This is a genomic window from Xanthomonas sp. WHRI 7064, assembly GCF_040202355.2.
GTDB lineage: Bacteria > Pseudomonadota > Gammaproteobacteria > Xanthomonadales > Xanthomonadaceae > Xanthomonas > Xanthomonas arboricola.
The window spans coordinates 315,731-337,514 of the sequence record NZ_CP167821.1; the positions used below are offsets into that span (position 1 = coordinate 315,731).

The following is a 21,784-nucleotide window of genomic DNA, read 5'->3' on the forward strand; positions in this document are numbered from 1 at the left end:
AACGGTCCGGTACGGCTATTGTGTGCGCCCTGCAGGAGCGATGGGTGTGGCGCAATGAAGGTGTTGGTAACCGGTGGTGGTGGCTTTCTTGGCCAGGCGTTGTGCCGCGGCTTGATCGCGCGTGGGCACGAGGTGGTGAGTTTCCAGCGCGGCGATTATCCAGTCCTGCAGAGTTTGGGCGTGGGCCAGATCCGTGGCGACCTGGCCGATCCGCAGGCGGTGCGGCATGCCTTCGCCGGCATCGATGCAGTCTTCCATAACGCCGCCAAGGCCGGTGCGTGGGGCAGCTATGACAGCTATCACCAGGCCAATGTGGTGGGCACACAGAACGTACTCGACGCATGTCGGGCCAATGGTGTGCCGCGCCTGATCTATACCTCCACGCCCAGCGTGACCCATCGCGCCACCAATCCGGTGGAAGGCCTGGGCGCCGACGAAGTGCCGTATGGCGAGGACCTGCGCGCGGCGTACGCGGCAACCAAGGCGATCGCCGAGCGCGCGGTGCTGGCGGCCAACGATGCGCAACTGGCGACGGTGGCCTTGCGTCCGCGCCTGATCTGGGGCCCGGGCGACAATCATCTGTTGCCGCGTCTGGCCGCGCGTGCGCGCGCCGGCCGCTTGCGCATGGTCGGCGACGGCAGCAACCTGGTGGACAGCACCTACATCGACAACGCGGCGCAGGCGCATTTCGATGCGTTCGCACATCTCGCTACGGGTGCTGCGTGTGCGGGCAAGGCGTACTTCATCTCCAACGGCGAGCCCTTGCCGATGCGCGAGTTGCTCAATCGCCTGCTGGCCGCGGTGGATGCACCGGCGGTGACGCGTTCGCTGTCGTTCAAGACCGCGTACAGAATTGGTGCAATCTGCGAGACCATGTGGCCACTGTTGCGTCTGCCTGGCGAAGTGCCGTTGACGCGTTTTCTGGTGGAACAGCTGTGCACGCCGCACTGGTACAGCATGGAGCCGGCACGTCGCGACTTCGGCTATGTACCGCAGGTCAGCATCGAAGAGGGGCTGCAACGGCTGCGATCCTCATCTTCCAACGACATCGCCATCACTCGATAAAGACCGCCACATCTTCAGGATACGTCTGCGCCGATTCGGCACGACAACTTCTGGAATCCTTGCCATGCTGCATTACGCCATCATCTTCTTCGTCATCGCCATCATTGCCGCCGTGCTGGGCTTCAGCGGTATCGCCGGTGCGGCGACTAACATCGCCTGGATCCTGTTCGTGGTGTTCCTGATCCTGGCTGTGATCTCGATGTTCCGTCGCGGCAAGGTATAACGCCTAGCTGCGATACGTCACGGCAGCGGCGCTGCCGGTCGACGCTCGCATGGCCCGCTTCCGCAAGGAGGCGGGCCATGTGCGTTGTGGATGCTCCATCGTTGAATCGCTTCTGTTTTAAAGCAGTTTTTCAAGATATTGCACATGCTTGCCGTTGCCCAGTAGCGCATCGCCGATCGGCTGGAAACCCAGCTGTAGATGCAGCGCCAGCGATGCCGGATTGGGTGGGAGCAGGTTGACCTCACAGACCAGGCGCGGTTGCACCGCTGCACGTGCAGCGTGGATGAGTTCGCCATACAGCTGCCTGGCAAGCCCGCGCCGCTGCGCATGTGCAGCGACCACGATGCGGTCGATGTAGACAAAGCGCGCGAAGCGTTGCGCCATCCATGCAAAGTTCGGATTGGCGTAGGCCGCGCCTTGATCCAGCGCGATCAGCAGGCCATCCGCCGGCGCGACGAGGCGTGCGTGCCACGCCAGTTGCAGCAATGCAGCCAGTCCTTCGGCATCCAGCAGCGATAGCTCGGTGGCATGCGCATTGTTGAGCGCAAGCAGTGCGCGGTGGTCGTGCGGTTGCACGGCGCGCACAAGGGCCTGGCTCATGCGCCTGGCTCGACCGCGCTGCGCACTGTTCGATCGACGACGTGCCGTTGCGACACCACATCGATCTGCGCCAGCGCCTGCTCCGGCTGGGTCGGGCGCAGCTGTTGTTGCTGCGCGCCCGGCAGCAGGGCCACGCCGCAACCGCTGCGATGCAGGGCGATGCGGGCCGGGTCGTCGGCATTGAGAAGGAAGCTGTCGGGGTCGTTGACGTGCCACTGGCCCTGCTTGTCGATGCCGATCAGCACCGGCTCGAAGCGCTGCGGATCCAGCGCATCGAGAATGTTGCGCGCCGATTGCAGCGAGACCTCGTGTTCGGCCGATTTGCCGCCGAAGATGAGACCGACCCGGATCTTGCGCATTGCCTGCTCCTGCCACCTGCGTGATGAGGTCGCCAGCATGCCCGCGGCAGGCGTGCCGAAGGAAGTCCTGCATGATCGACGCACGCGGCCTAGCCGCAAGGCGCCCTGCCATGATCGCCACCCCGGCCTCCGGCTTGCACTCGCCACACCACCGTCAAGCAGTGGCGACATGCGGGGACGGTAGAATGCGCCCATGCCCGGATCCCTGTTCAACTCACTCAAGCCGCTCGCCGGCCAGGCCCTGCAAGCCGCGCTCAACCGCGCGCTGGCACTGGACCCCGATACCCGTGATGCCCTGCTGCCACTGGAAGGCCAACGCATCGCACTGACCCTGGAGGCGCCTGCGCTGGCCCTGCAGATCCGCGTGCACGAGCGTCGCTTGCTTGTCGGGCCGGTGGATCAGGCACAGGAGCCGGACCTGGCCGTGCGCAGCAGCCTGGCCGGTTTGCTCGGCCAGCTGCCGTTCCTGGCCAACGCGCGCCGCAGCGGCGCACCGGCCGGGCGGCTTAAGGTCTCCGGCGATGCCGAGTTGGCGCGCCAGCTGCAGCAACTGGCCGGCCGTTTCGATCCGGATTGGCAGCTGCCGTTCGTGGCGGTGTTCGGCGAGATCCTCGGTGTGCAGATCGCCAATGCGGTGCGTGCAGCGCTGCAGCAGGCGCGGCGCAGCGCGGTGGATCTGGCGCATAGCGCGGCCGAATTCGTGACCGAGGAATCGCGCGACGTGGTGCCGCGTGCCGAACTGGACGCCTTTCACGACGATGTCGACGAACTGCGCGACGACGTCGAGCGGCTGGCCGCACGCCTGCGCGCGGCCGGAGGTGTGGCATGAAGGCGCTGCTGCGGGCCAGCCGCATCGGCCGGGTGATCCTGCGCTATCGCCTGGACGACCTGTTGCAGGACACGCCGGCCGAGCGCTGGCTGCGCCTGGCCAAGCCCTTCGTGCCGCGCGCCAGTGCCGAGATCGCCGCGCAATCGCGCGGTGCGCGGCTGCGGCTGGCGTTGCAGGAACTGGGGCCGATCTTCGTCAAGTTCGGGCAGATCCTGTCGACCCGGCGCGACCTGATTCCGGCCGACGTGGCCGATGAACTGACCCTGCTGCAGGACCGCGTCAAACCCTTCGACGGCGAAGCGGCGCGGCTGATCGTCGAGCGCGCGCTGGGCCTGCCGGTGAGCGTGGCGTTTGCCGCGTTCGACACCGTGCCGCTGGCCTCGGCCTCGATCGCGCAGGTGCATGCGGCCACCTTGCCGCCGGATGCCAACGGCGTGCGCCGCGAGGTGGTGGTCAAGGTGCTGCGCCCGGATATCGAGCGCCAGATCGATGCCGATATCGCGTTGCTGCAGTCGCTGGCCACGCTGGTCGAGCGCACCCACCCGCGCGCGGACAAGATCCGGCCGCGCGAAGTGGTGGCCGAGATCGAAGGCACCCTGTCGGCCGAACTCGACCTGCAGCGCGAAGGCGCCAACGCCAGCGTGCTGCGCCGGTTCTGGGAAGGCTCGGACGATCTGTACGTTCCCGAGGTGATCTGGTCGCACACCGCCGAGCGTGCACTCACGCTGGAGCGCGTGTACGGCATTCCGTCCGACGACATCGCCAAGCTCGATGCGGCCGGTATCGACCGCAAGGCGCTGGCGGCCAAGGGCGTGCGGGTGTTCTACACGCAGGTGTTCCGCGACAACTTCTTCCATGCCGATGCGCACGCCGGCAACATCTGGGTCGACAGCGACCCGGAGCGCCGGCTCAATCCGCGTTTCATCGCGCTGGATTTCGGCATCATGGGCCAGCTCTCGCAGGAAGATCAGTACTACCTGGCCGAGAACTTCATGGCGATCTTCCACAAGGATTACCGCCGCATGGCCGAGCTGCACGTGGAGGCGGGCTGGATGCCCGACAACGTGCGCATCGACGAACTGGAAGCGGCCGCGCGCTCGGTGTGCGAGCCGTACTTCACCCGCCCGTTGTCGGAGATTTCGCTGGCCGAAGTGCTGATCAAGCTGTTCCGCGTCGCGCAGCGCTACGAACTGACGCTGCAGCCGCAGCTGATCCTGTTGCAGAAGACCTTGCTCAACATCGAAGGCGTCGGCCGCCAGCTCGATCCCAGACTGGACATCTGGGCAGTGGCGCGGCCGGTGCTCGAACGCATCCTGCGCGAGCGTTACAGCCCGCGCCGCGTGCTCGGCGAGTTGCGCAAGCGCCTGCCGGAAATCATGACCCATGCGCCGGACATGCCGCGCCTGGTGCACAGCTGGTTGAAGCAGCAGGTGGAAGGCCGCCACCAGATCGACATCCGCTCGGCCGAGCTGCGTGCGCTGGACCTGAGCCTGCGCAAGCTGCAGACGCGCGTGGTCACTGCCATCACCGGCAGCGGCCTGCTGGTGGTGGCTGCCGTGCTGTATGGCCTGCACCCGAATGGCTGGTACCTGGGTACGGTGCCGGTATGGAGCTGGGTCAGCGGCGGCGCCGGCTCGGTGGCCCTGCTGGTCGCCTGGCTGCGGCGCTGAAGCACTCAAGCACTGCGACAGGTGGCCTGCCGCATCCGGCTGGGTAGCGGCAGCGCCTGCAGCGGCACGATGACGAAGCCGTCCCCGGCGAGGTAGTGATGATCGATCTGCACGCATTGAAGGACGAACTGGCACGGTTCGGTAGCGACAACGATGCGCAGCAGCCGGAGCGTGGCCGGCGCATGCTCAATATCACGCCCGACACCGGGCAATTGCTGGCCGTGCTGGTACGCGCCACCGCTGCGCGGCGCGTGCTGGAAATCGGCACCTCCAACGGTTATTCGACGCTGTGGCTGGCCGAAGCGGCCGCCGCAATCGGTGGGCACGTCACCACGGTGGAGCTTGCGGCCGACAAGGTGGCCCTTGCGCAGGCCACGCTTGCACGCAGCGGCCTGGCCGCGTCGGTGGAGGTGGTGCACGGCGACGGCGGCGCGTGGCTGACCCAGGCCGCCAGCGCCAGCATCGATCTGGTCTTCCTGGATTCGGCGCGTGGCGAGTACGTGCGCTGGTGGCCGGCACTGCGCCGCGTGCTGCGCGGCGGCGGCCTGTTGGTTGTCGACAATGCGCTGTCGCATGCCGACGAACTGGCGCCATTCACCGCGCTGCTGGCTAACGATCCGGCAGTCACCTGTAGCGTGGTGCCGGTGGGCAAGGGCGAATTGCTGGCGGTGTGCGGCGCGGCCTGAGCGTGCGCAGCCGAGCTGCCACGCCCTCAGGCCTCAAGGCGCGTGGTCGGCATGCGCCATAGAGCGCGGCGACGCAGTGGCATGCGGTGTCGACGATGCGGATAATCCGCCGGTGAGCACATCCCCCAAGCACTTGCAGATTCTCTTCCAGGACGAGCTCCTGGCCGTCGTCGACAAACCCGCCGGCCTGATGGTCCACGACAGCAAGCTGGCGCGCGGGGAGGACGACTTCCTGGCCGACCGCCTGCGCGAACAGCTGGGCCGGCCGATCTTTCTGGTGCACCGGCTCGACCGCGCGACCAGCGGCTGCCTGCTGCTGGCGTTCGATCGCGAGGCCGCCAGCGCGCTGGGCAAGGCCTTGATGGCCGGCGAGTTGGAGAAGGACTATCTGACCGTCTGCCGCGGCTGGCCGGCCGAGGAGCGCTTCATCGTCGACCACGATCTGGACGGCGGCCCAGGCAAGCCGGTCAAGAAGCCGGCGGTGACGCACTTCCAGCGCCTGGCCACCGGCGAGCTGGAGATCCCGTCCACCGGCTTTGCCACCTCGCGCTATGCGCTGCTGCGCTGCCAGCCGCAGACCGGGCGGTTCCGGCAGATCCGCCGGCATATGAAACACCTGTCGCACCACATGATCGGCGACACCAGCCACGGCGATGGCCGGCACAACCGCAGCTTCCGCATGCTCGGCATCCACCGCATGCTGCTGCATGCCGAGCGGCTGGGGTTTCCGCATCCGGCCGACGGGCGGCGCATCAGCGTCACCGCGCCGCTGGATGTGGAATTTTCCAAGGCCTGCGCGTTGCTCGGGTGGGAGATGTCCGCGCTGGGAGCGGTGCAGACGGCTTGATGCGGTGCGCGCGGCTAACGGTCAACACGCCCACACGATCTGCTGAAGATCCGCGCAACCGTGCCCTCACCTCAACCCCTCTCCCGCAGGAGAGGAGCCAAGCGCTCCCTCGCCGAATGGGACAAGCGGGTTGGCGCAATCGTCGTCAGCGCCACCAACGCCACCGTCGCAAGCAGCAACCGCCACAGCAGGCACGCTGTTCCGATTCCCCAATCCCGATTCCCCAACTCCCGCCCTTCAGGGCTTCTGCGGTGCCGCCGCCGGCGTATTGACGATCTTTTCCAGATCCTTCTGCAGGTCGGCAAACAGCGGCAGCATCTTCTGCTGGATCGCGCCCATCAGGTTCTGGGTCAGTGCCGGGGTCTTGTCCAGCAGGCTCTGGCCGGCCGAGCTCTCGTAGAACTCGGCCATGGCCAGCACGTCCTCGCGCGAGAACGAGCGCTTGTAGATGTCCACATACATCGGGCGCAGCTCCGACCACGACAGCGCCTTGCGCACGGTCTGGCGGGTGCGCTCCTGGATGCGCTGCAGCTGGGCCTGCTGGTCGGCGTCGAGCTGGCGCTGGGTGGTGAGCTGGGCGAACTGTTGCTGCTGCATCGCTTCGATCTGCGGCAGCATCGTGTCCAGCATGGTCTGCGCGCGCGAGGCGGCCAGCAGGCGGTTGATGTCGGCATCGCTGGGCGCCTGCGCAAACGCGGCGGGCGTGGCCAGTGCCAGCGCGGCCAGCACGATCAGGCGGCGCGCCAAGGCGCGGGCGGCGGCAACGGAACGGGGCGGTGTCATCGGAGCATCCTGCACAGTCGGGGGAACCGGCCGCAGCATACGGGAAGCCGGCGTTCGCGCGCGCGTCCATGCCGGTGCCGATACAATCGGGTTGAATGGCCAGCGACCCGATCCAGATCACCCCCAGCCTGACGATCCCGCCCAGCGAGATCGTCGAGCGCTTCGTGCGCGCCAGCGGCGCGGGCGGGCAGAACGTCAACAAAGTCTCCACCGCGGTGGAACTGCGTTTCGACGTGGCCGGGTCGCCGTCGCTGCCCGAACCCCTGCGCGCGCGGCTGCTGTCGCGGCGCGACCGGCGCATGACCGCCGATGGGGTGCTGGTGATCGACGCGCAGCGCTTCCGCACCCAGGACCGCAACCGCGAGGATGCGCGCGAGCGGCTGGTCGAGATCATCAGTGCCTGTCTGTCGGTGCCCAAGCGCCGGGTCGCCACCAAACCGAGTCATGGTGCCAAGCTGCGGCGGCTGGATGCCAAGCGTGAGCGCAGCCATATCAAGCGTGGACGCTCTGCGTCCCACTGGGAGTAAGCGTGAGTCACACCGACCCGTCGTTGCCACCGGTAACACAGGCCAACATCCTGCTGCAGCCCTCTCCACCCAGAATGCCACGTGCGCACGGCCGCTTCGGCCGCTGGCTGGGGCGCACGGCACTGCGTCTGACCGGCTGGCGCCTGCTCGGGCGGCTGCCCGACGAACCCAAGCTGGTGATGATCGTCGCCCCGCATTCGTCCAACTGGGACGGCTTCCTGGGCTTTGCGGCCAAGTTCGCGCTGGGCTTCGATGTGCGCGTGCTGGGCAAGGCGCAGCTGTTCTGGTGGCCGCTGGGTCCGCTGCTGCGCAAGCTCGGCGCCATCCCGCTGGACCGCAGCTCGCCGCAGGGCACCATCGGCCAGGCGGTGCGGCTGATCCGCAATTCCGAACAGATGTGGTACGTGATCACCCCCGAGGGCACCCGCAAGCGGGTGGAGCACTGGAAGGCCGGCTTCTGGAAGATCGCCTCCGATTCCAAGGTGCCGATCCTGCCGGTGTATTTCGACTACCCCAGCAAGACCGTGGGCATCGGCGAGCCGTTCTGGACCGGCACCGACATGGCCGCCGATATCGCCGCCATCCGCACCTGGTACCGGCCGTGGCGCGGCAAGCATCGCGATACGCTGTGAGGATGCGGCCGCGTGCTTGAAAGGTTTTGTCGCTGCCGGTCGCCTGCATTCATGACCGGCGCCGCCAGGCACCTCGCTGCCTCCACCGAGGAAACACCATGATGGGCTTGTCCGCACGCGCACTGTGTTTGTCGCTCTCCCTCCTGCTTGCTGCCGGCCCGCTGCTGGCGGCCACGCCGATGCTGGTGATCCACGGCGGCGCCGGGGTGGAAAAATCCAGCCTTTCCAGCGAGGAACAGGCGCAGGCGCGCGAGGCGATGCAACGCGCGCTGCGCGCCGGGCACGCGGTGCTGCAAGGTGGCGGCAGTGCGGTGGATGCGGTGGCGGCCACAATCACCGTGCTGGAGGATGCGCCGCAGTTCAACGCCGGGCGCGGCGCGGTGTTTACCCATGACGGCAAGAACGAACTGGATGCCGCAATCATGGACGGCGCCACCGGCAAGGCCGGCGCGATTGCCGGCGTGCACACGGTCAGGAACCCGATCCAGCTAGCGCGCAGCGTCATGGACCATTCCAAGCACGTGATGCTGGTCGGTGACGGCGCCGAACAATTCGCGCGCGAGCAGGGCGTCACGTTGGTCGACCCGGGTTATTTCCGCACTGACAAGCGCTGGCAGCAACTGCAGAAAGCGCGCAAGGCCGAAGCCGGCGACCGCCAGGCACAGGCCGAACTGGATATGGAAACCGCCAAGCATTTCGGCACCGTGGGCGCGCTGGCGCTGGATCGCGCGGGACACCTGGCCGCCGGCACCTCCACCGGTGGCATGACCAACAAGCGCTATGGCCGCGTCGGCGATGCGCCGATCATCGGCGCCGGCACCTATGCCAACAGCCAGTGTGCGGTGTCCGGCACCGGCTGGGGCGAGTTCTACATCCGCGCGGTGGCCGCCTACGACATCTGTGCACGCATGAAATACGCCGGGCAGTCGTTGCAACAGGCCGCCGACACGGTGATCGACCAGGAGATTCCCAAGGCCGGCGGCGACGGCGGCGCCATCGCGCTGGATGCGCAGGGCAACGCCGCATTCCCGTTCAATACCGAAGGCATGTACCGCGGCTGGATCGGCTCCGACGGCACCCCGCACGTGGCGATCTTCAAGGACGAGACGCTGTAGCGCGCGCATCCTCAACCGCACCCATCTTCCCAATCCAACGGCACATGCCGACGCTGCGCAAACCCGCTAGCGTGACCGGCTGCGCTACCCACTCAGGAATCACACGCCATGTCGCGTACCGTCGTTCTGGCCGCTGCCATCACCCTGGCACTGGCTGCTTGTTCTGGAAAAGATTCGTCCGGTAAGGAGTCCACCACCGTGCCCGAAAAGACCGCCACCACCCCGGCCGCGGATGCCGCGCCGAACCCGCTGCTGACCGCCAGCACGCTGCCGTTCCAGGCGCCGCCGTTCGACAAGATCAAGGACGCCGATTACCTGCCGGCCTTCGAAGAAGGCATGCGCCTGCACCTGGCCGACATCCGCAAGATCGCCGACAACCCCGAACCGCCCAGCTTCGACAACACCATCGAGGCGATGGAGCGCAGCGGCGAAACGCTCACGCGCGTGTCGCGTATTTTCTTCGGGCTGGTGCAGGCCGATACCAGCGATGCACGCCAGAAGATCCAGGAAGAGATCGCGCCCAAGCTGGCTGCGCATCAGGATGAGATCAATCTCGACCCGAAGCTGTTCGCACGCGTCAAGACGATCTACGACCAGCGCGACACGCTGAACCTGGAGCCGGAGCAGAAGCGTCTGGTCGAGCGCGACTACGAAGAGCTGGTGCGCGCCGGTGCCCAGCTATCCGAGGCCGACAAGGCCAGCCTGCGCAAGCTCAATATCGAAGAAACCACGCTCTCCACCCAGTTCCATACCCGTCTGGTGGCCGCCTCGGCCGCCGGTGCGGTGGTGGTGGACGACAAGGCCAGGCTCGACGGCCTGAGCGAGGGCGACATCGCTGCCGCCGCCGATGCGGCCAAGGCGCGCAAGCTCGACGGCAAGTATCTGCTGACCCTGCAGAACACCACCCAGCAGCCGGTGCTGGCCTCGCTGAAGGACCGCCAGCTGCGCGCCGACGTGCTCAAGGCCTCGGAAACGCGCGCGGAAAAGGGCGATGCCAACGACACCCGCCAGACCATCCAGCGCCTGGCGCAGCTGCGCGCACAGAAGGCCAAGCTGCTCGGCTTCGACAACTACGCCGCCTACAGCCTGGGCGACCAGATGGCCAAGACGCCGGACGCCGCGCTCAAGCTACTGACCGACACCGTGCCGGCGGCCACCGCCAAGGCGCGCCGCGAAGTGGCCGAGATGCAGAAGGTGATCGACGCGCAGAAGGGAGACTTCAAACTCGCCGCCTCCGATTGGGACTTCTACGCCGAGCAGGTGCGCAAGGCCAGGTACGACCTGGACGAGGCGCAGATCAAGCCGTATTTCGAGCTGGACAACGTGCTGCAGAACGGCGTCTTCTACGCGGCCACGCAGTTGTACGGCATCACCTTCAAGCAGCGCACCGACATCCCGACCTATCACGCGGACATGAAGGTGTATGAAGTGTTCGACGCGGACGGCACCTCGATGGCGCTGTTCTACACCGACTACTTCAAGCGCGACAGCAAGTCCGGCGGCGCCTGGATGGATGTATTCGTCGAGCAGGACGGCCTCACCGGCGCCAAGCCGGTGGTCTACAACGTCTGCAACTTCACCAAGCCGGCCGCCGGCCAGCCGGCGCTGCTGAGCTTCGATGACGTCACCACCTTGTTCCATGAGTTCGGCCACGCGCTGCACGGCATGTTCTCCAAGGTGAAGTACCCCTCGATCGCCGGCACCAGCACCTCGCGCGACTTCGTCGAGTTCCCCTCGCAGTTCAACGAGCACTGGGCGTCCGATCCCAAGGTCTTCGCCAATTACGCCAAGCACTACCAGACCGGCGCGGCGATGCCGGCCGAGCTGGTGGAGAAGATCAAGAAGGCCAAGACCTTCAACAGCGGTTACGCCACCACCGAGTACCTGTCGGCCGCGTTGCTCGATCTGGCCTGGCATACCCAGCCGGCCGACGCGCCGCTGCAGGACGTGAGCAAGTTCGAAGCCGACGCCTTGAAGCGCTTCAAGGTGGACCTGGCCGAAGTGCCGCCGCGTTATCGCAGCAGCTATTTCGACCACATCTGGGGCGGCGGTTATTCGGCAGGGTATTACGCGTACTTCTGGTCGGAAGTGCTCGACGACGACGCGTTCGAATGGTTCAAGGAAAACGGTGGATTGAACCGCAAGAACGGCGATACCTTCCGCGCCAAGATCCTTTCGCGCGGCAACACCGTCGATCTGGCCACGTTGTATCGCGATTTCCGTGGCAAGGATCCCAGCGTCAAGGCGCTGCTAGAAAATCGCGGTCTGACGGAGTGAGCGACTGGATGACGCGCCTGCGTCGTTGGCGCATGCGTGTGCAGTAGCTGCAACAGCAATCGAAACGGGATGGCCACGCGCCATCCCGTTTTTGTTTGTGGATGCGTGCATCAGGCGATGGTGTTGCGATTGCCTTCGCCGGTGGTGCTTTGCTGTTGCCTTTTGGGGCCGCCAGTCCGCAGCGGAACTGGCAATAGCGGAGCAGTGACCGAAGCAGTATTCGAAGTAACACCCAACTGGTGCCATGCCTTTCGTCACTTCCACCGACCCGCTGCGCAAGCGCATCTTCAGCAGGCCATCCCCCGCCATCATTCACACCAACAGGTGCCTCATGAGCCAAGCCACTCCGACCACCTCACGTCTGCAACGCGCCGCGCACTGGTCGCGCAAGGAACTGCTGCCGTTGTTGGTGCTACTGGTGCTGATGACTGCAGCGCGGTCCTCGTTCGCCAATCACTACCAGGTGCCGAGCGGTTCGATGCAGCCCACCCTGGAGCCAGGCGATCGCGTGGTGGTGGACATGCATGCCTACGGCTGGCGACTGCCGTTGAGCAACCGCATCCTCGTCGATGGCGATCGACCGCAGCGTGGCGAGGTGGTGGTATTCGATTCGCCGCGCGATGGCACACGCCTGATCAAGCGTATCGTGGCGGTGGCAGGCGACCGGGTCGACTTGATCGATGGCCATCTGCAGATCAACCACAAGCCGTTGGCAGTGGAGGGTGGCGATGCCGAACGCTTCGGCACGCACCTGGCGCAGCTGAATCTCGGCAATGGCGGCGGCCCGAACATCGCCGGGTTGACTGTGCCGCCCGGCAAGCTGCTGATGCTGGGCGATCACCGCGGCAACAGCCTGGATGGACGTTACTTTGGATTGGTCGATGCAGCGGCTGTCTACGGCAAGGCGGTGGCAGTGTATTACCGGCGTGGCCAAGGGATGGAGTGGCAGCGCCTGTGATGCATGGTCTGCGCGTACACGCCAGTAGGAGCAACGGCGTTAGCGCCCTGCGTTAGCGAAGCAGCGCAGGGCATTGTCGGCAGCAACCGCACACGTTGCTTCGATGGCAATGGCCCAGGCAAACGCGCGAACGCCACCACTCATGCACTGGCTAGCGCGGCGCCACCAAGCCATCCGACGCCTGAGTCGCAGCATCCTGTCGCCACCAGCGCAGGCGATTGCCGGGCGCGCTCAGATCCACCCGCTCGCCCATGCGCGGCGTCGCCAGTGCAACGCCGGCGCTGTCGGCCAAGGCCACGATCCGGTCCAGCGGTTCCTGCCACGCGTGCATGGCCAGGTCGAAGGTGCCGTTGTGGATCGGCAGCAGGGTCTGCCCGCCGACGTCCAGGTAGGCCTGCAGGCTCTGCTCCGGCTGCATGTGCACATGCGGCCACTGCTGGTCGTAGGCGCCGTTTTCGATCAGCGCCACGTCGAACGGACCGAGCTGTTGGCCGATGGTCTTGAAGTGCGGGCCGTAGCCGCCGTCGCCGCTGAAGAACACGCGCAGCTCGCGCTCCTGGATCGCCCAGGAGCACCACAGCGAACGCCCACTGTCGAACAGGCCGCGCCCGGAAAAATGCTGCGACGGGGTGGCGGTGAGTTGCAGGCCATCGATGTTGATCGTGTCCCACCAGTCCAGCTGGCGCACCTTGCCCGGGTCCACGCCCCAGCGCACCAGCAGATCGCCCACGCCCAGGGGCGCGACGAACACGCCGACGCGGTCGGCCAGGGCACGGATGCTGGCGCGGTCGAGGTGGTCGTAATGGTTGTGCGACAGGATCACCCCGGCCAGCGGCGGCAGCTCGTCCAGCGCGATCGGTGGCGCATGGAAGCGCTTGGGCCCGGCGAATGGCACCGGCGAGGCGCGCCTGGAGAACACCGGGTCGGTCAGCCACAGGCCACCGGCCAGCTTCATCAGCACGGTGGAATGGCCCAGGCGATACAGGCTGCGATCGGGCGCGGCAAGCAGCTGCGCGCGTGTCAGCGGCTGTACCGGCAGCGGCGCGGACGGCACCGTGGTGCTGGGTTTGTCGAAGAGGAAGGTCCAGATCAGGCCGATCTGCTTGCGCAGGCTGAGCGCGGTGGTCGGCAGCGGCAACGCATTGCGGAACCGGCCGCCGCGAAACTGCGGCGAATCGGCATACGGGGAAGGGCGAGAGGAAGCCATGGGGAGTCCGACCGGGGCAGGGAGCGACAACAGGAGGAAATTACACTGAGCAGTGTAATTTCATTCGGCTGAAAGTAAACTGTCCGGTGTAAAATGATCCGATGTCGAGCGCATCTTCCCCCCAGCCCGCGCCGCAGCGGCTGACCGACCGCAAGCGCCACGCCATCGTCGAGGCGGCCATTGTCGAGTTCAGACAGCATGGTTTCGAGGCCACCAGCATGGACCGTGTGGCGGCCACTGCGGGCGTGTCCAAGCGCACTGTCTACAACCATTTTCCCAGCAAGGACGCGCTGTTCGGCGAGATCCTGCGGGGGCTGTGGCAACGCAGCGCCGACGCGGTGAATCTTGTCTACCGGCCCGACCAGCCGCTGCGCGCGCAGCTGATCCAGCTGCTGCAGCAGAAACTGCACCTGCTCGACGACCCGGCGTTTATCGACCTGTCGCGCGTCGCCATTGCCGAAGGCATCCATTCGCCCGAGCGCGCGCGTGCGCTGATTGCGCAATTGGGCAGCAAGGAAGAAGGCACCACCACCTGGGTGCGTGCCGCACTGGCCGACGGCCGGCTGGCGGGCGTGGAGCCGGAGGTCGGCGCGCAGCAACTGCAGGCACTGATCAAGGGCTTCGCGTTCTGGCCGCAGATCGCCATGGGCCAGCCGCCGCTGTCGCCGCAGCAACGCGCCCAGGTGGCCGAATCGGCAGTGGCGATGTTCCTGGGTTTGTACGGGCGCGAGTGATGGTCTGCGTTGCGCGTTCCGGCGCGACGTGCCACGTCGACTGACGCCGCGCCGTGTTTCAGCGCTGCATCGTCAATGCGGCCGGTTGCCCGCGCCCAGCACGTTGGCGGTGACAGTGTGCCGGCCGCGTTGCAACCAGGCCACCATCGGCGAGGCCATCGCCGTGGTCACCAGCGTCATGCCGAACAATAGGGTGAACAGGTCGGGCCCGATCACGCCGCTGTCCAGGCCGATCTTGATCACCACCAGTTCCATCAGGCCGCGTGCGTTCATCAGCGAACCCACGCTCAGGCTATCGCGCCAATCGTGGCCGCTCAGGCGCGCGCCCAGGGTACAGCCGAGCAGCTTGCCGGTCACCGCCACGCCGATCACCAGCGCAAAGCCGGCGATGCCTGCGCCAACGAAGACGCCGGGGCTGGTGGCCTGGCCGGCGACCGCAAACAGTACCGGCATCAGCAAGCTGATCGCCAGGGGTTCGATGCGCCCGGCCAGGTGTTCCAGCAGGCGGTCATCGCGCGGTACGCAGATGCCGAACAGGAATGCGCCGAAGATCGCATGCAGGCCGATCCATTCGGCCGCTGCGGCGCAGGCCAGCACACCGATCAGCACCCACACCAGCGCAGTTGACGCATAGCCTCCATCGCTTGCGCGCGGGGTGAGCACGCGCGCATACACCGGCTTCAACACGCCGAACGCCACCGCAACCAGCACCACCGCACCGGCCGCAGTGAACGCAACGCCGCCATGGCTGTTGCCGTCGGTCAGGGTGAGCACGATCGCCAGGAACATCCACACCGTGGCATCGTCGATCACCGCCGCGCCCAGGGCCAGGCGGCCGGCCGGTGTGCGGGTCATGTTGCGGTCCTTGAGGATGCGCGCCAGCACCGGAAACGCGGTGACCGACATCGCCGCGGCAATGAACAAGGCGAAGGGCCAGAAGCCGATGCCCTGCGGTGCAAAGCGGGCAAACAACCACGGCGCGGCGGCCAGCCCCAGCAGCAACGGCAGCACGATGCCGGACAGCCCCACCAGAACCGACGCACGCACCTGCGCGGTGGTGCCCTCCGGCGCGCGCAGCTCCACGCCGACGATGAACATGAAAAGCACCACGCCGATGTTGGCCAGGCCCGACAGCGGCGGCAAGCTGCTGGAGGCGAACAACACGCCATGCAACTCCGGCAGCCACGCGCCGAATGCGATCGGCCCCAGCAGCAGACCGGCGGCCATCTCGCCGATCACCGGCGGCTGCCCGAAGCGTTGCAGCAGCGCACCGCACGCACGCGCCGCGCCCAGGATCACCGCCAGCTGCACCAGCAATAACATGGTCGGATTCATTGCGTCAGCCTTGGTTGGTTGAGTCGGCTCGCTTCTGCAGTGCGGGGCAGCTGCGCATCTGGTCAGTTGTTTCCCCGGACTGATCAGCGGTGACATGCTGTCCCCATAGCATCGGCCTAGTCTATGACGACAACCACCGTGCAGTGGCATCGAGCCGACATGATGCCGCGCAGTGCGGAGCGATTCGTACTGCAGCAGGAATCACCCGTCGGTGCCGCTTGTGTGCGCTTGCACGGCTTGATCGAACGACGCCTTCAACGGCAACCCGCATGTCGCACACGGCATCGCAGATGGAGCGCGCGTAGCGGCCTCATGCGCGGTGCCTGGCGAGCAAGCTCAGGCGCGATGCGAGCTCATGCCTGCACAGCAGGCAGCAGACTCACCGCTCCGAATCGCCACTCTCGTCATACCCGCGCGGGGTAAACAGATCCGGCTGGATCAGCTCGATAAAGGCACGCGCCTGCGGCGATAGATATTTGCCCTTGCGCACCACCACGCCATAACTGCGGGTGGGGAAGTAGTCCTTCAGCGAGCGGGTGGCGAGTTTGTCGCGGTCTGCATCGGTGACGCAGATTGCGGTGACGATGGAGATGCCCATGTCCATCGCCACGTATTGCTTGATCACTTCCCAGCCGCCCACCTCCAGCGCCACGGTGTAGGGCACGCGTGCCTGCTGGAAGACCAGATCGACCAAGCGATAGGTCACCTGCCGGCGCGGTGGCAAGATCAGCGGATACGGCGACAGATCCTGCAGCGTGACCGTTGACTTGCTGGCCAAGGGGTGGTCGGGCGGGGTGATCAGCAGCTGTTCGAAGCGATACACCGGCGCATAGTTGAGGTCGGCCGGCACGTCCAGCATCGAGCCGATTGCCAGGTCCACCGCGTCTTCGCGCAGCAGGTCGGTGCCGTCGGCGCTGATGGCGTTATGCAGGGTCAGCCGCACGTCCGGGTGGCGCGCGCGGAAGTTCGCCACGATGCGCGGCAGCAGGTACAGGATGGTGGAGCTGTTGGCGGCGATATTGAGCTCGCCTGCATCCAGCCCACGCACCTTCTCGCGAAAGCTCGCCTCCAGCCCGTCCAGGCTCTCCACCAGCGGCAGTGCCATGTCGTAGAGCAGCTGGCCCTCGCGGCTGGGCGCCATGCGGCGCCCCGAGCGCTCGAACAAGGCCACGCCCAGGTCGCGTTCCAGCGCCTGCAGCTGCAGTGTCACTGCAGGCTGACTCACATATAGCGCCTCAGCTGCCCGTGAGACAGAACCCAGACGCACTGTCTGGCAGAACGCGCGCAGCGGCTTGAGCCGGTCGGATTTGTAGGAAAATCGCGGGGTTGGCGCCATCTGGGTATGTTCTGAAGCGCAATATAAGTCAGGCTTATTTACAGCATTGATAAAACTGCTTTGTCAAATATTTGCTAGCGGCGCACGGTGCAGGTCCGGATGCACAAGGACTCCCCAACATGTCTGCCACCGCTTTTGCCCCACGTCCCACCGAACGCGCCACGCCCGGGCTGTCGCTGACCACGCAGGTCGCAGGCCAGGCAGAACTGCTGCCTGCCGCCGCGCTGGCCTTGCTGGTGTCGCTGCACCGCGCGATCGAACCCGGCCGCCAGCAGCGCCTGGCCCAGCGGCGCGCCCGCCAGGCCGAGTTCGATGCCGGCCAGCTGCCGGACTTCCGCCCAGACACCCGCGCCATCCGCGATGGCGACTGGCGCGTCGCCGCACTGCCGTCGGCACTGCAGGACCGCCGGGTGGAGATCACCGGCCCCACCGATCCGAAGATGGTCATCAACGCGCTGAACTCCGGCGCCAAGGTGTTCATGGCCGACTTCGAGGATTCCACCGCGCCGACCTGGCGCAACCTGCTGGCCGGCCAGCGCACGCTGGCCGCTGCGGTGCGCGGCGAGCTCAGCTTCGATGCGCCCAACGGCAAGCATTACGCGTTGCGCCCGGAAGCCGAGCGGGCGGTGTTGATCGTGCGCCCGCGCGGCTGGCATCTGGATGAGAAGCACGTGCTCATCGATGGGCAGCCGCTGGCCGGCGGCCTGTTCGATGCGGCGGTGTTCGCCTTCCATAACGGCCGCGCGCTGCTGGCCAAGGACCGTGGCCCGTATCTGTATCTGCCCAAGTTGCAGAGCATGGAAGAAGCCGCGTTGTGGGAGACCGCGCTGGCGCATATCGAAGCGATGCTTGGCCTGCCGCACGGGCAGATCAAGGTGACCGTGCTGATCGAAACGCTGCCGGCGGTATTCGAGATGGACGAGATCCTGCACGCGCTGCGCGAGCGCATCGTCGGGCTCAATTGCGGCCGTTGGGATTACATCTTTTCGTATCTGAAAACCTTCCGCGCGCATCGCGACCGCGTGTTGCCCGAACGTGGCCAGGTCACCATGACCCAGCCCTTCCTCAAGGCGTATTCGGAACTGTTGATCAAGACCTGCCATCGCCGCGGCGCCCATGCGATGGGCGGCATGGCGGCGCAGATTCCGATCAATCACGACGAGGCCGCCAACGAGCAGGCGATGGCGCGCGTGCGTGCCGACAAGCTGCGCGAAGTCAGCGCCGGCCACGATGGCACCTGGGTGGCGCATCCGGCGTTGATTCCGGTAGCGATGAAGATCTTCGACGAGCACATGCCCACCGCGCATCAGCAGCATGTCTTGCGCAACGACGTGCAGGTGACGCGCGACATGCTGATCGCGCCTTCGCCAGGCACCGTCACCCGCGCCGGGTTCGAAGGCAATGTCGAAGTCTGCGTGCGTTATCTGGCCGCCTGGCTGGACGGCAATGGATGCGTGCCCATCCACAACCTGATGGAAGACGCCGCCACTGCCGAGATCAGCCGCGCGCAGCTGTGGCAGTGGTTGCATCACGGCCAGCATCTGGACGACGGCACTGCGATCGATCAGCCCCTGTTACAGGCCACGTTGCGTGCGCTGCCGGCACGCCTGGGCGCGACCGATGCACTGCCGGGCGCCGCGCGCATCGACGACGCCATTGCACTGCTGGACACGCTCAGTCGCGCCGATGCGCTGGCCGACTTCCTCACCGTGCCGGCATATCACCTGATCGATTAAGCCAACGCTGCAGCGGCACGCCAGCGCTTGCCCGCTGTCGCTGCAATCCATCCACGTCATGCATCAAACCGCCGGTTGCGCCCACGCGCGCAACGACGGCCTTGCCATGCCCGGCGCGCGTGTCATTGCGCCCTTCTTTCCTCGTTGCATCCGTCGTATCCCTGCCAGGAGAACGCACCATGAGCAGCACACTGCAGACCGCCGAACAGATCCAGCAAGACTGGGCCAGCAACCCGCGCTGGGCCGGTATCACCCGCAACTACACCGCCGCCGACGTGGTGCGCTTGCGTGGCACCGTGCATGTCGAGCATTCGCTGGCGCGGCTGGGCGCGGACAAGTTGTGGAATGCATTGCACGCCACGCCGTTCGTCAATGCGCTGGGCGCGTTGACCGGCAACCAGGCGATGCAGCAGGTCAAGGCCGGGTTGAAGGCAATCTACCTGTCCGGCTGGCAGGTCGCCGCCGATGCGAACCTGGCCGGGCAGATGTATCCGGACCAGTCGCTGTATCCGGCCGACTCGGTGCCGGCGGTGGTCAAGCGCATCAACAACACCTTGTTGCGCGCCGATCAACTGCATCACGCCGAAGGCAATGACGAGATCGATTTCCTGCAGCCGATCGTGGCCGATGCCGAGGCAGGCTTTGGCGGCGTGCTCAACGCCTTCGAGTTGATGAAGGCGATGATCGAAGCCGGCGCGGCCGGGGTGCACTTCGAGGATCAGCTGGCGTCGGTGAAGAAGTGCGGCCACATGGGCGGCAAGGTGTTGGTACCCACCCGCGAGGCAATCGAAAAATTGAATGCCGCGCGTTTGGCGGCCGATGTGCTGGGTGTGCCCACGCTGCTGATCGCGCGCACCGATGCCGAGGCGGCCGATCTGATCACCAGCGATGTGGATGCCAACGACCAGCCGTTCACCACCGGGCAGCGCACCGTCGAAGGCTTCTTCAAAACCCGCAACGGGCTGGATCAGGCCATCAGCCGCGGGCTGGCCTATGCGCCGTACGCCGATCTGATCTGGTGCGAGACCGGCAAGCCGGATCTGGAATTTGCGCGCGCCTTTGCGCAAGCCATTCATGCCAGATTCCCCGGCAAATTGCTGGCCTACAACTGCTCGCCGAGCTTCAACTGGAAGAAGAACCTGGATGACGCCACCATCGCCAAATTCCAGACCGAGTTGGCGAGCTACGGCTATAAATTCCAGTTCATCACCCTGGCCGGCTTCCATGCCCTGAACTACGGCATGTTCAACCTGGCGCACGGCTACGCACGCCGCCAGATGAGCGCCTTCGTCGAGTTGCAGCAGGCCGAGTTCGCGGCGGCCGAGATGGGCTTTACTGCAGTCAAGCATCAGCGCGAGGTGGGCACCGGCTATTTCGACGCGGTGACGCAGGCGATCCAGCAGGGCCAGTCGTCCACCACCGCACTGCGTGGCTCGACTGAGGAAGAGCAGTTTCACGGCGAAAAGGCCGCGTAACCCAGCGCACAGGCGCCGCGACCGCGTGCCGGCCGGCTGACGGGTGAAACGGAGCAGCGGGCTTCGCCCACCGCCAAGCCCCCGCTAGCACCGCAGAGCAACGCTGGGGTGGCGGTGGCCTGTCGAAGAGGATGGCGGGCTCTGCCGGGAGCAGGGGAGAAGGGCTCGGGAAACCGAGCCCGATTTTTTTTGCCAATACCCGTCATTTCGTCTCAAGCTCAATGAGAGGGAGTGTGACCTGGTGCTGAACAAAACGCTCCTGTACGATGCTGAGGCAGGCCGGCGCTGCAGGTCGGTCTAAGGGATTTTGGGATGACGTGCCATAACACTGCCGGCGCAGTGGAGCCGACGGGGAGCGTTGCAAAGACGCTGTCGGACGGGCTGCATGCGCTCATGACTGCCGAAGAACTGGGGTTTTTCGCCCGCTTTGGCCGCGCCCGCGAATTGGCCGCCGGCCAGGCGCTGTTCGAGCGCGGTGGAGTGGGCACGCAGATGTTCATCGTGGTCAGTGGCCAGATCGATCTGGATTTCGGCGAAGACCTGATGCTCAAGCACCTGGGCCCGGGCGAATTCTTCGGCGAACTTGGCCTGTTGATCGGCGACCATGCGCGCAGTGCCGGCGCCAGCGCATCCACCGACACCCGTTTGATCGAACTGGCGCACGAGGACTTCCAGCGCCTGGTCGATCACGACCCGTCGATGGTGGCGCATTTTTTGCGCCGCTCCATCGTGCGCGTGGTCAACAACGAGCAGCTGCTGATCCGCCAGCTGCGCCGGCGCAACCACGACCTGGAAGCGGCGCTGGACAACCTCTACGTCACCTCGCACCAGCTCAACCACACCGAAGAACTCAGCCGCACCGACGAACTCACCGGCCTGCACAACCGCCGCGGGCTCGCCCTGCATCTGCAGGAATGCCGGCGCGCCGGTCGCGTGCCCGGGGTGGGTCTGATCCTGATCGATTGCGACCGTTTCAAGCGCATCAACGACGAATTCGGCCATCTCGCTGGCGACCGCGTGCTGCAGAACGTCGCCCACGCGCTGCGTTCGGTGATCGCCGACGGTGACCTTGCCTGCCGGCTCGGAGGCGACGAATTCTGCGTGCTGGTCGCGCAGGGCACCCGGGAGCTGCTGCATCACATCGGCGAATGCATCGTGCGCGCAGTGGAAGCGCGGCTGTGGAACGGCCAGAGCGAGCAGGGCTGCTCGGTCAGCCTGGGCCTGTGCATGATCGATGCCGACGCGGCATGGAACGATTGGTACACGCTGGCCGACAGCGCGCTGTACGAAGCAAAGCGGCAAGGCGGCAATGTGCTGTGCATGCATGAAGCGCTGGGGTCGGGCAGCACGCAGCCACCCGGCAACGCAGCCACGTCGGACAATCGCTGAG

General features: G+C 66.1%; 20 protein-coding genes and 1 pseudogene. 15 read left to right on the forward strand and 6 right to left on the reverse strand.

What is annotated here, in order from left to right:
* The first annotated feature begins 54 nt into the window (after positions 1-54).
* Both oleD and ABQY74_RS01340 read left to right on the forward strand, forming a co-directional pair.
* Positions 55-1,065 (forward strand): 2-alkyl-3-oxoalkanoate reductase, encoded by a 1,011-nt coding sequence (gene oleD / locus ABQY74_RS01335; protein ID WP_102583104.1) that lies wholly within the window; start codon positions 55-57, stop codon positions 1,063-1,065.
* A gap of 64 nt (positions 1,066-1,129) precedes the next feature.
* On the forward strand, positions 1,130-1,288 hold the full coding sequence (locus ABQY74_RS01340; protein ID WP_003468167.1) for a DUF1328 domain-containing protein: 159 nt from the start codon (positions 1,130-1,132) through the stop codon (positions 1,286-1,288).
* Between the two features lie 117 nt (positions 1,289-1,405).
* Here ABQY74_RS01340 and ABQY74_RS01345 read toward each other — a convergent pair whose 3' ends face one another.
* Both ABQY74_RS01345 and ABQY74_RS01350 read right to left on the reverse strand, forming a co-directional pair.
* The gene (locus tag ABQY74_RS01345; RefSeq protein WP_349793033.1) at positions 1,406-1,888 is read right to left on the reverse strand and encodes a GNAT family N-acetyltransferase; all 483 of its coding nucleotides are present in this window, start codon (positions 1,886-1,888) and stop codon (positions 1,406-1,408) included.
* 53 nt (positions 1,889-1,941) lie between these two features.
* Positions 1,942-2,247: pseudogene (locus tag ABQY74_RS01350) on the reverse strand (D-alanine--D-alanine ligase A); the annotation flags it as partial.
* A gap of 193 nt (positions 2,248-2,440) precedes the next feature.
* On the opposite strand from ABQY74_RS01350, the gene ABQY74_RS01355 reads away from it, so the two are divergent.
* The 4 genes from ABQY74_RS01355 to ABQY74_RS01370 all read left to right on the forward strand — a co-directional run bounded on the left by ABQY74_RS01355 (position 2,441) and on the right by ABQY74_RS01370 (position 6,279).
* Positions 2,441-3,076 carry an SCP2 sterol-binding domain-containing protein gene (locus ABQY74_RS01355; RefSeq protein WP_349793035.1) on the forward strand — a complete coding sequence of 212 codons (636 nt, stop codon included), beginning with the start codon at positions 2,441-2,443 and terminating at the stop codon, positions 3,074-3,076.
* Complete coding sequence (ubiB, locus tag ABQY74_RS01360) at positions 3,073-4,746, forward strand: ubiquinone biosynthesis regulatory protein kinase UbiB (protein ID WP_024939032.1); 1,674 nt, start codon at positions 3,073-3,075, stop codon at positions 4,744-4,746. Before ABQY74_RS01355 ends, ubiB begins: the two co-directional genes overlap by 4 nt.
* A gap of 98 nt (positions 4,747-4,844) precedes the next feature.
* Entirely contained in the window at positions 4,845-5,432 is a 588-nt protein-coding gene (locus ABQY74_RS01365) for an O-methyltransferase (RefSeq protein ID WP_039529040.1), read from the forward strand.
* Positions 5,433-5,508: 76 nt separating this feature from the next.
* The gene (locus ABQY74_RS01370) at positions 5,509-6,279 is read left to right on the forward strand and encodes a pseudouridine synthase (RefSeq protein WP_164737048.1); all 771 of its coding nucleotides are present in this window, start codon (positions 5,509-5,511) and stop codon (positions 6,277-6,279) included.
* Positions 6,280-6,516: 237 nt separating this feature from the next.
* Here the strand turns inward: ABQY74_RS01370 and ABQY74_RS01375 are convergent, their stop codons facing one another.
* Positions 6,517-7,101 carry a DUF2059 domain-containing protein gene (locus tag ABQY74_RS01375; RefSeq protein ID WP_206514921.1) on the reverse strand — a complete coding sequence of 195 codons (585 nt, stop codon included), beginning with the start codon at positions 7,099-7,101 and terminating at the stop codon, positions 6,517-6,519.
* A gap of 56 nt (positions 7,102-7,157) precedes the next feature.
* Between ABQY74_RS01375 and arfB the strand changes: the two genes are divergently transcribed.
* From arfB to lepB, 5 genes are all read left to right on the forward strand, one after another.
* Positions 7,158-7,589 carry an alternative ribosome rescue aminoacyl-tRNA hydrolase ArfB gene (gene arfB / locus ABQY74_RS01380; RefSeq protein WP_006449817.1) on the forward strand — a complete coding sequence of 144 codons (432 nt, stop codon included), beginning with the start codon at positions 7,158-7,160 and terminating at the stop codon, positions 7,587-7,589.
* A 2-nt stretch (positions 7,590-7,591) separates the two neighbouring features.
* Positions 7,592-8,221: a lysophosphatidylcholine acyltransferase gene (locus tag ABQY74_RS01385; protein WP_024939028.1), complete on the forward strand. Its 630-nt coding sequence runs from the start codon at positions 7,592-7,594 to the stop codon at positions 8,219-8,221.
* Between the two features lie 98 nt (positions 8,222-8,319).
* On the forward strand, positions 8,320-9,336 hold the full coding sequence (locus ABQY74_RS01390) for an isoaspartyl peptidase/L-asparaginase family protein (protein ID WP_164737047.1): 1,017 nt from the start codon (positions 8,320-8,322) through the stop codon (positions 9,334-9,336).
* Between the two features lie 108 nt (positions 9,337-9,444).
* The gene (dcp, locus tag ABQY74_RS01395; protein ID WP_349793039.1) at positions 9,445-11,613 is read left to right on the forward strand and encodes a peptidyl-dipeptidase Dcp; all 2,169 of its coding nucleotides are present in this window, start codon (positions 9,445-9,447) and stop codon (positions 11,611-11,613) included.
* Positions 11,614-11,944: 331 nt separating this feature from the next.
* Positions 11,945-12,571, forward strand: a complete 627-nt coding sequence (gene lepB / locus ABQY74_RS01400; RefSeq protein ID WP_126968219.1) for a signal peptidase I — start codon at positions 11,945-11,947, stop codon at positions 12,569-12,571.
* Positions 12,572-12,722: 151 nt separating this feature from the next.
* Here lepB and ABQY74_RS01405 read toward each other — a convergent pair whose 3' ends face one another.
* The gene (locus ABQY74_RS01405) at positions 12,723-13,778 is read right to left on the reverse strand and encodes an MBL fold metallo-hydrolase (RefSeq protein ID WP_127159626.1); all 1,056 of its coding nucleotides are present in this window, start codon (positions 13,776-13,778) and stop codon (positions 12,723-12,725) included.
* A 101-nt stretch (positions 13,779-13,879) separates the two neighbouring features.
* On the opposite strand from ABQY74_RS01405, the gene ABQY74_RS01410 reads away from it, so the two are divergent.
* Positions 13,880-14,512: a TetR/AcrR family transcriptional regulator gene (locus ABQY74_RS01410; RefSeq protein ID WP_127159625.1), complete on the forward strand. Its 633-nt coding sequence runs from the start codon at positions 13,880-13,882 to the stop codon at positions 14,510-14,512.
* 72 nt (positions 14,513-14,584) lie between these two features.
* Here the strand turns inward: ABQY74_RS01410 and ABQY74_RS01415 are convergent, their stop codons facing one another.
* Both ABQY74_RS01415 and ABQY74_RS01420 read right to left on the reverse strand, forming a co-directional pair.
* A complete protein-coding gene (locus tag ABQY74_RS01415) occupies positions 14,585-15,847 on the reverse strand; it encodes a cation:proton antiporter (protein ID WP_349793042.1) in 1,263 nt (420 codons plus the stop codon).
* Positions 15,848-16,226: 379 nt separating this feature from the next.
* Entirely contained in the window at positions 16,227-17,183 is a 957-nt protein-coding gene (locus ABQY74_RS01420) for a LysR family transcriptional regulator (RefSeq protein WP_104561074.1), read from the reverse strand.
* A gap of 119 nt (positions 17,184-17,302) precedes the next feature.
* Here ABQY74_RS01420 and aceB point away from each other — a divergent pair, with 119 nt between their 5' ends.
* The 3 genes from aceB (at position 17,303) to ABQY74_RS01435 (ending at position 21,783) form a co-directional block, all read left to right on the forward strand.
* The gene (gene aceB / locus ABQY74_RS01425) at positions 17,303-18,919 is read left to right on the forward strand and encodes a malate synthase A (RefSeq protein ID WP_349793044.1); all 1,617 of its coding nucleotides are present in this window, start codon (positions 17,303-17,305) and stop codon (positions 18,917-18,919) included.
* A 179-nt stretch (positions 18,920-19,098) separates the two neighbouring features.
* Positions 19,099-20,394 carry an isocitrate lyase gene (gene aceA, locus ABQY74_RS01430; RefSeq protein WP_046345346.1) on the forward strand — a complete coding sequence of 432 codons (1,296 nt, stop codon included), beginning with the start codon at positions 19,099-19,101 and terminating at the stop codon, positions 20,392-20,394.
* Positions 20,395-20,706: 312 nt separating this feature from the next.
* On the forward strand, positions 20,707-21,783 hold the full coding sequence (locus tag ABQY74_RS01435) for a GGDEF domain-containing protein (protein WP_349793047.1): 1,077 nt from the start codon (positions 20,707-20,709) through the stop codon (positions 21,781-21,783).
* The last annotated feature ends 1 nt before the right edge of the window (position 21,784 follow it).

What these genes read in the sequence shown, in the direction of transcription:
- ABQY74_RS01415 (WP_349793042.1), bottom strand. Translation starts at nt 15,847, where the DNA reads ATGAATCCGACCATGTTATTGCTGGTGCAGCTGGCGGTGATCCTGGGC.
- ABQY74_RS01365 (WP_039529040.1), top strand. Translation starts at nt 4,845, where the DNA reads ATGATCGATCTGCACGCATTGAAGGACGAACTGGCACGGTTCGGTAGC.
- ABQY74_RS01420 (WP_104561074.1), bottom strand. Translation starts at nt 17,183, where the DNA reads ATGGCGCCAACCCCGCGATTTTCCTACAAATCCGACCGGCTCAAGCCG.
- ABQY74_RS01390 (WP_164737047.1), top strand. Translation starts at nt 8,320, where the DNA reads ATGATGGGCTTGTCCGCACGCGCACTGTGTTTGTCGCTCTCCCTCCTG.
- ABQY74_RS01375 (WP_206514921.1), bottom strand. Translation starts at nt 7,101, where the DNA reads ATGCTGCGGCCGGTTCCCCCGACTGTGCAGGATGCTCCGATGACACCG.
- ABQY74_RS01345 (WP_349793033.1), bottom strand. Translation starts at nt 1,888, where the DNA reads ATGAGCCAGGCCCTTGTGCGCGCCGTGCAACCGCACGACCACCGCGCA.
- ABQY74_RS01405 (WP_127159626.1), bottom strand. Translation starts at nt 13,778, where the DNA reads ATGGCTTCCTCTCGCCCTTCCCCGTATGCCGATTCGCCGCAGTTTCGC.
- ABQY74_RS01340 (WP_003468167.1), top strand. Translation starts at nt 1,130, where the DNA reads ATGCTGCATTACGCCATCATCTTCTTCGTCATCGCCATCATTGCCGCC.
- aceA (WP_046345346.1), top strand. Translation starts at nt 19,099, where the DNA reads ATGAGCAGCACACTGCAGACCGCCGAACAGATCCAGCAAGACTGGGCC.
- ubiB (WP_024939032.1), top strand. Translation starts at nt 3,073, where the DNA reads ATGAAGGCGCTGCTGCGGGCCAGCCGCATCGGCCGGGTGATCCTGCGC.
- dcp (WP_349793039.1), top strand. Translation starts at nt 9,445, where the DNA reads ATGTCGCGTACCGTCGTTCTGGCCGCTGCCATCACCCTGGCACTGGCT.
- ABQY74_RS01355 (WP_349793035.1), top strand. Translation starts at nt 2,441, where the DNA reads ATGCCCGGATCCCTGTTCAACTCACTCAAGCCGCTCGCCGGCCAGGCC.
- ABQY74_RS01410 (WP_127159625.1), top strand. Translation starts at nt 13,880, where the DNA reads ATGTCGAGCGCATCTTCCCCCCAGCCCGCGCCGCAGCGGCTGACCGAC.
- lepB (WP_126968219.1), top strand. Translation starts at nt 11,945, where the DNA reads ATGAGCCAAGCCACTCCGACCACCTCACGTCTGCAACGCGCCGCGCAC.
- aceB (WP_349793044.1), top strand. Translation starts at nt 17,303, where the DNA reads ATGTCTGCCACCGCTTTTGCCCCACGTCCCACCGAACGCGCCACGCCC.
- oleD (WP_102583104.1), top strand. Translation starts at nt 55, where the DNA reads ATGAAGGTGTTGGTAACCGGTGGTGGTGGCTTTCTTGGCCAGGCGTTG.
- ABQY74_RS01435 (WP_349793047.1), top strand. Translation starts at nt 20,707, where the DNA reads ATGACGTGCCATAACACTGCCGGCGCAGTGGAGCCGACGGGGAGCGTT.
- arfB (WP_006449817.1), top strand. Translation starts at nt 7,158, where the DNA reads ATGGCCAGCGACCCGATCCAGATCACCCCCAGCCTGACGATCCCGCCC.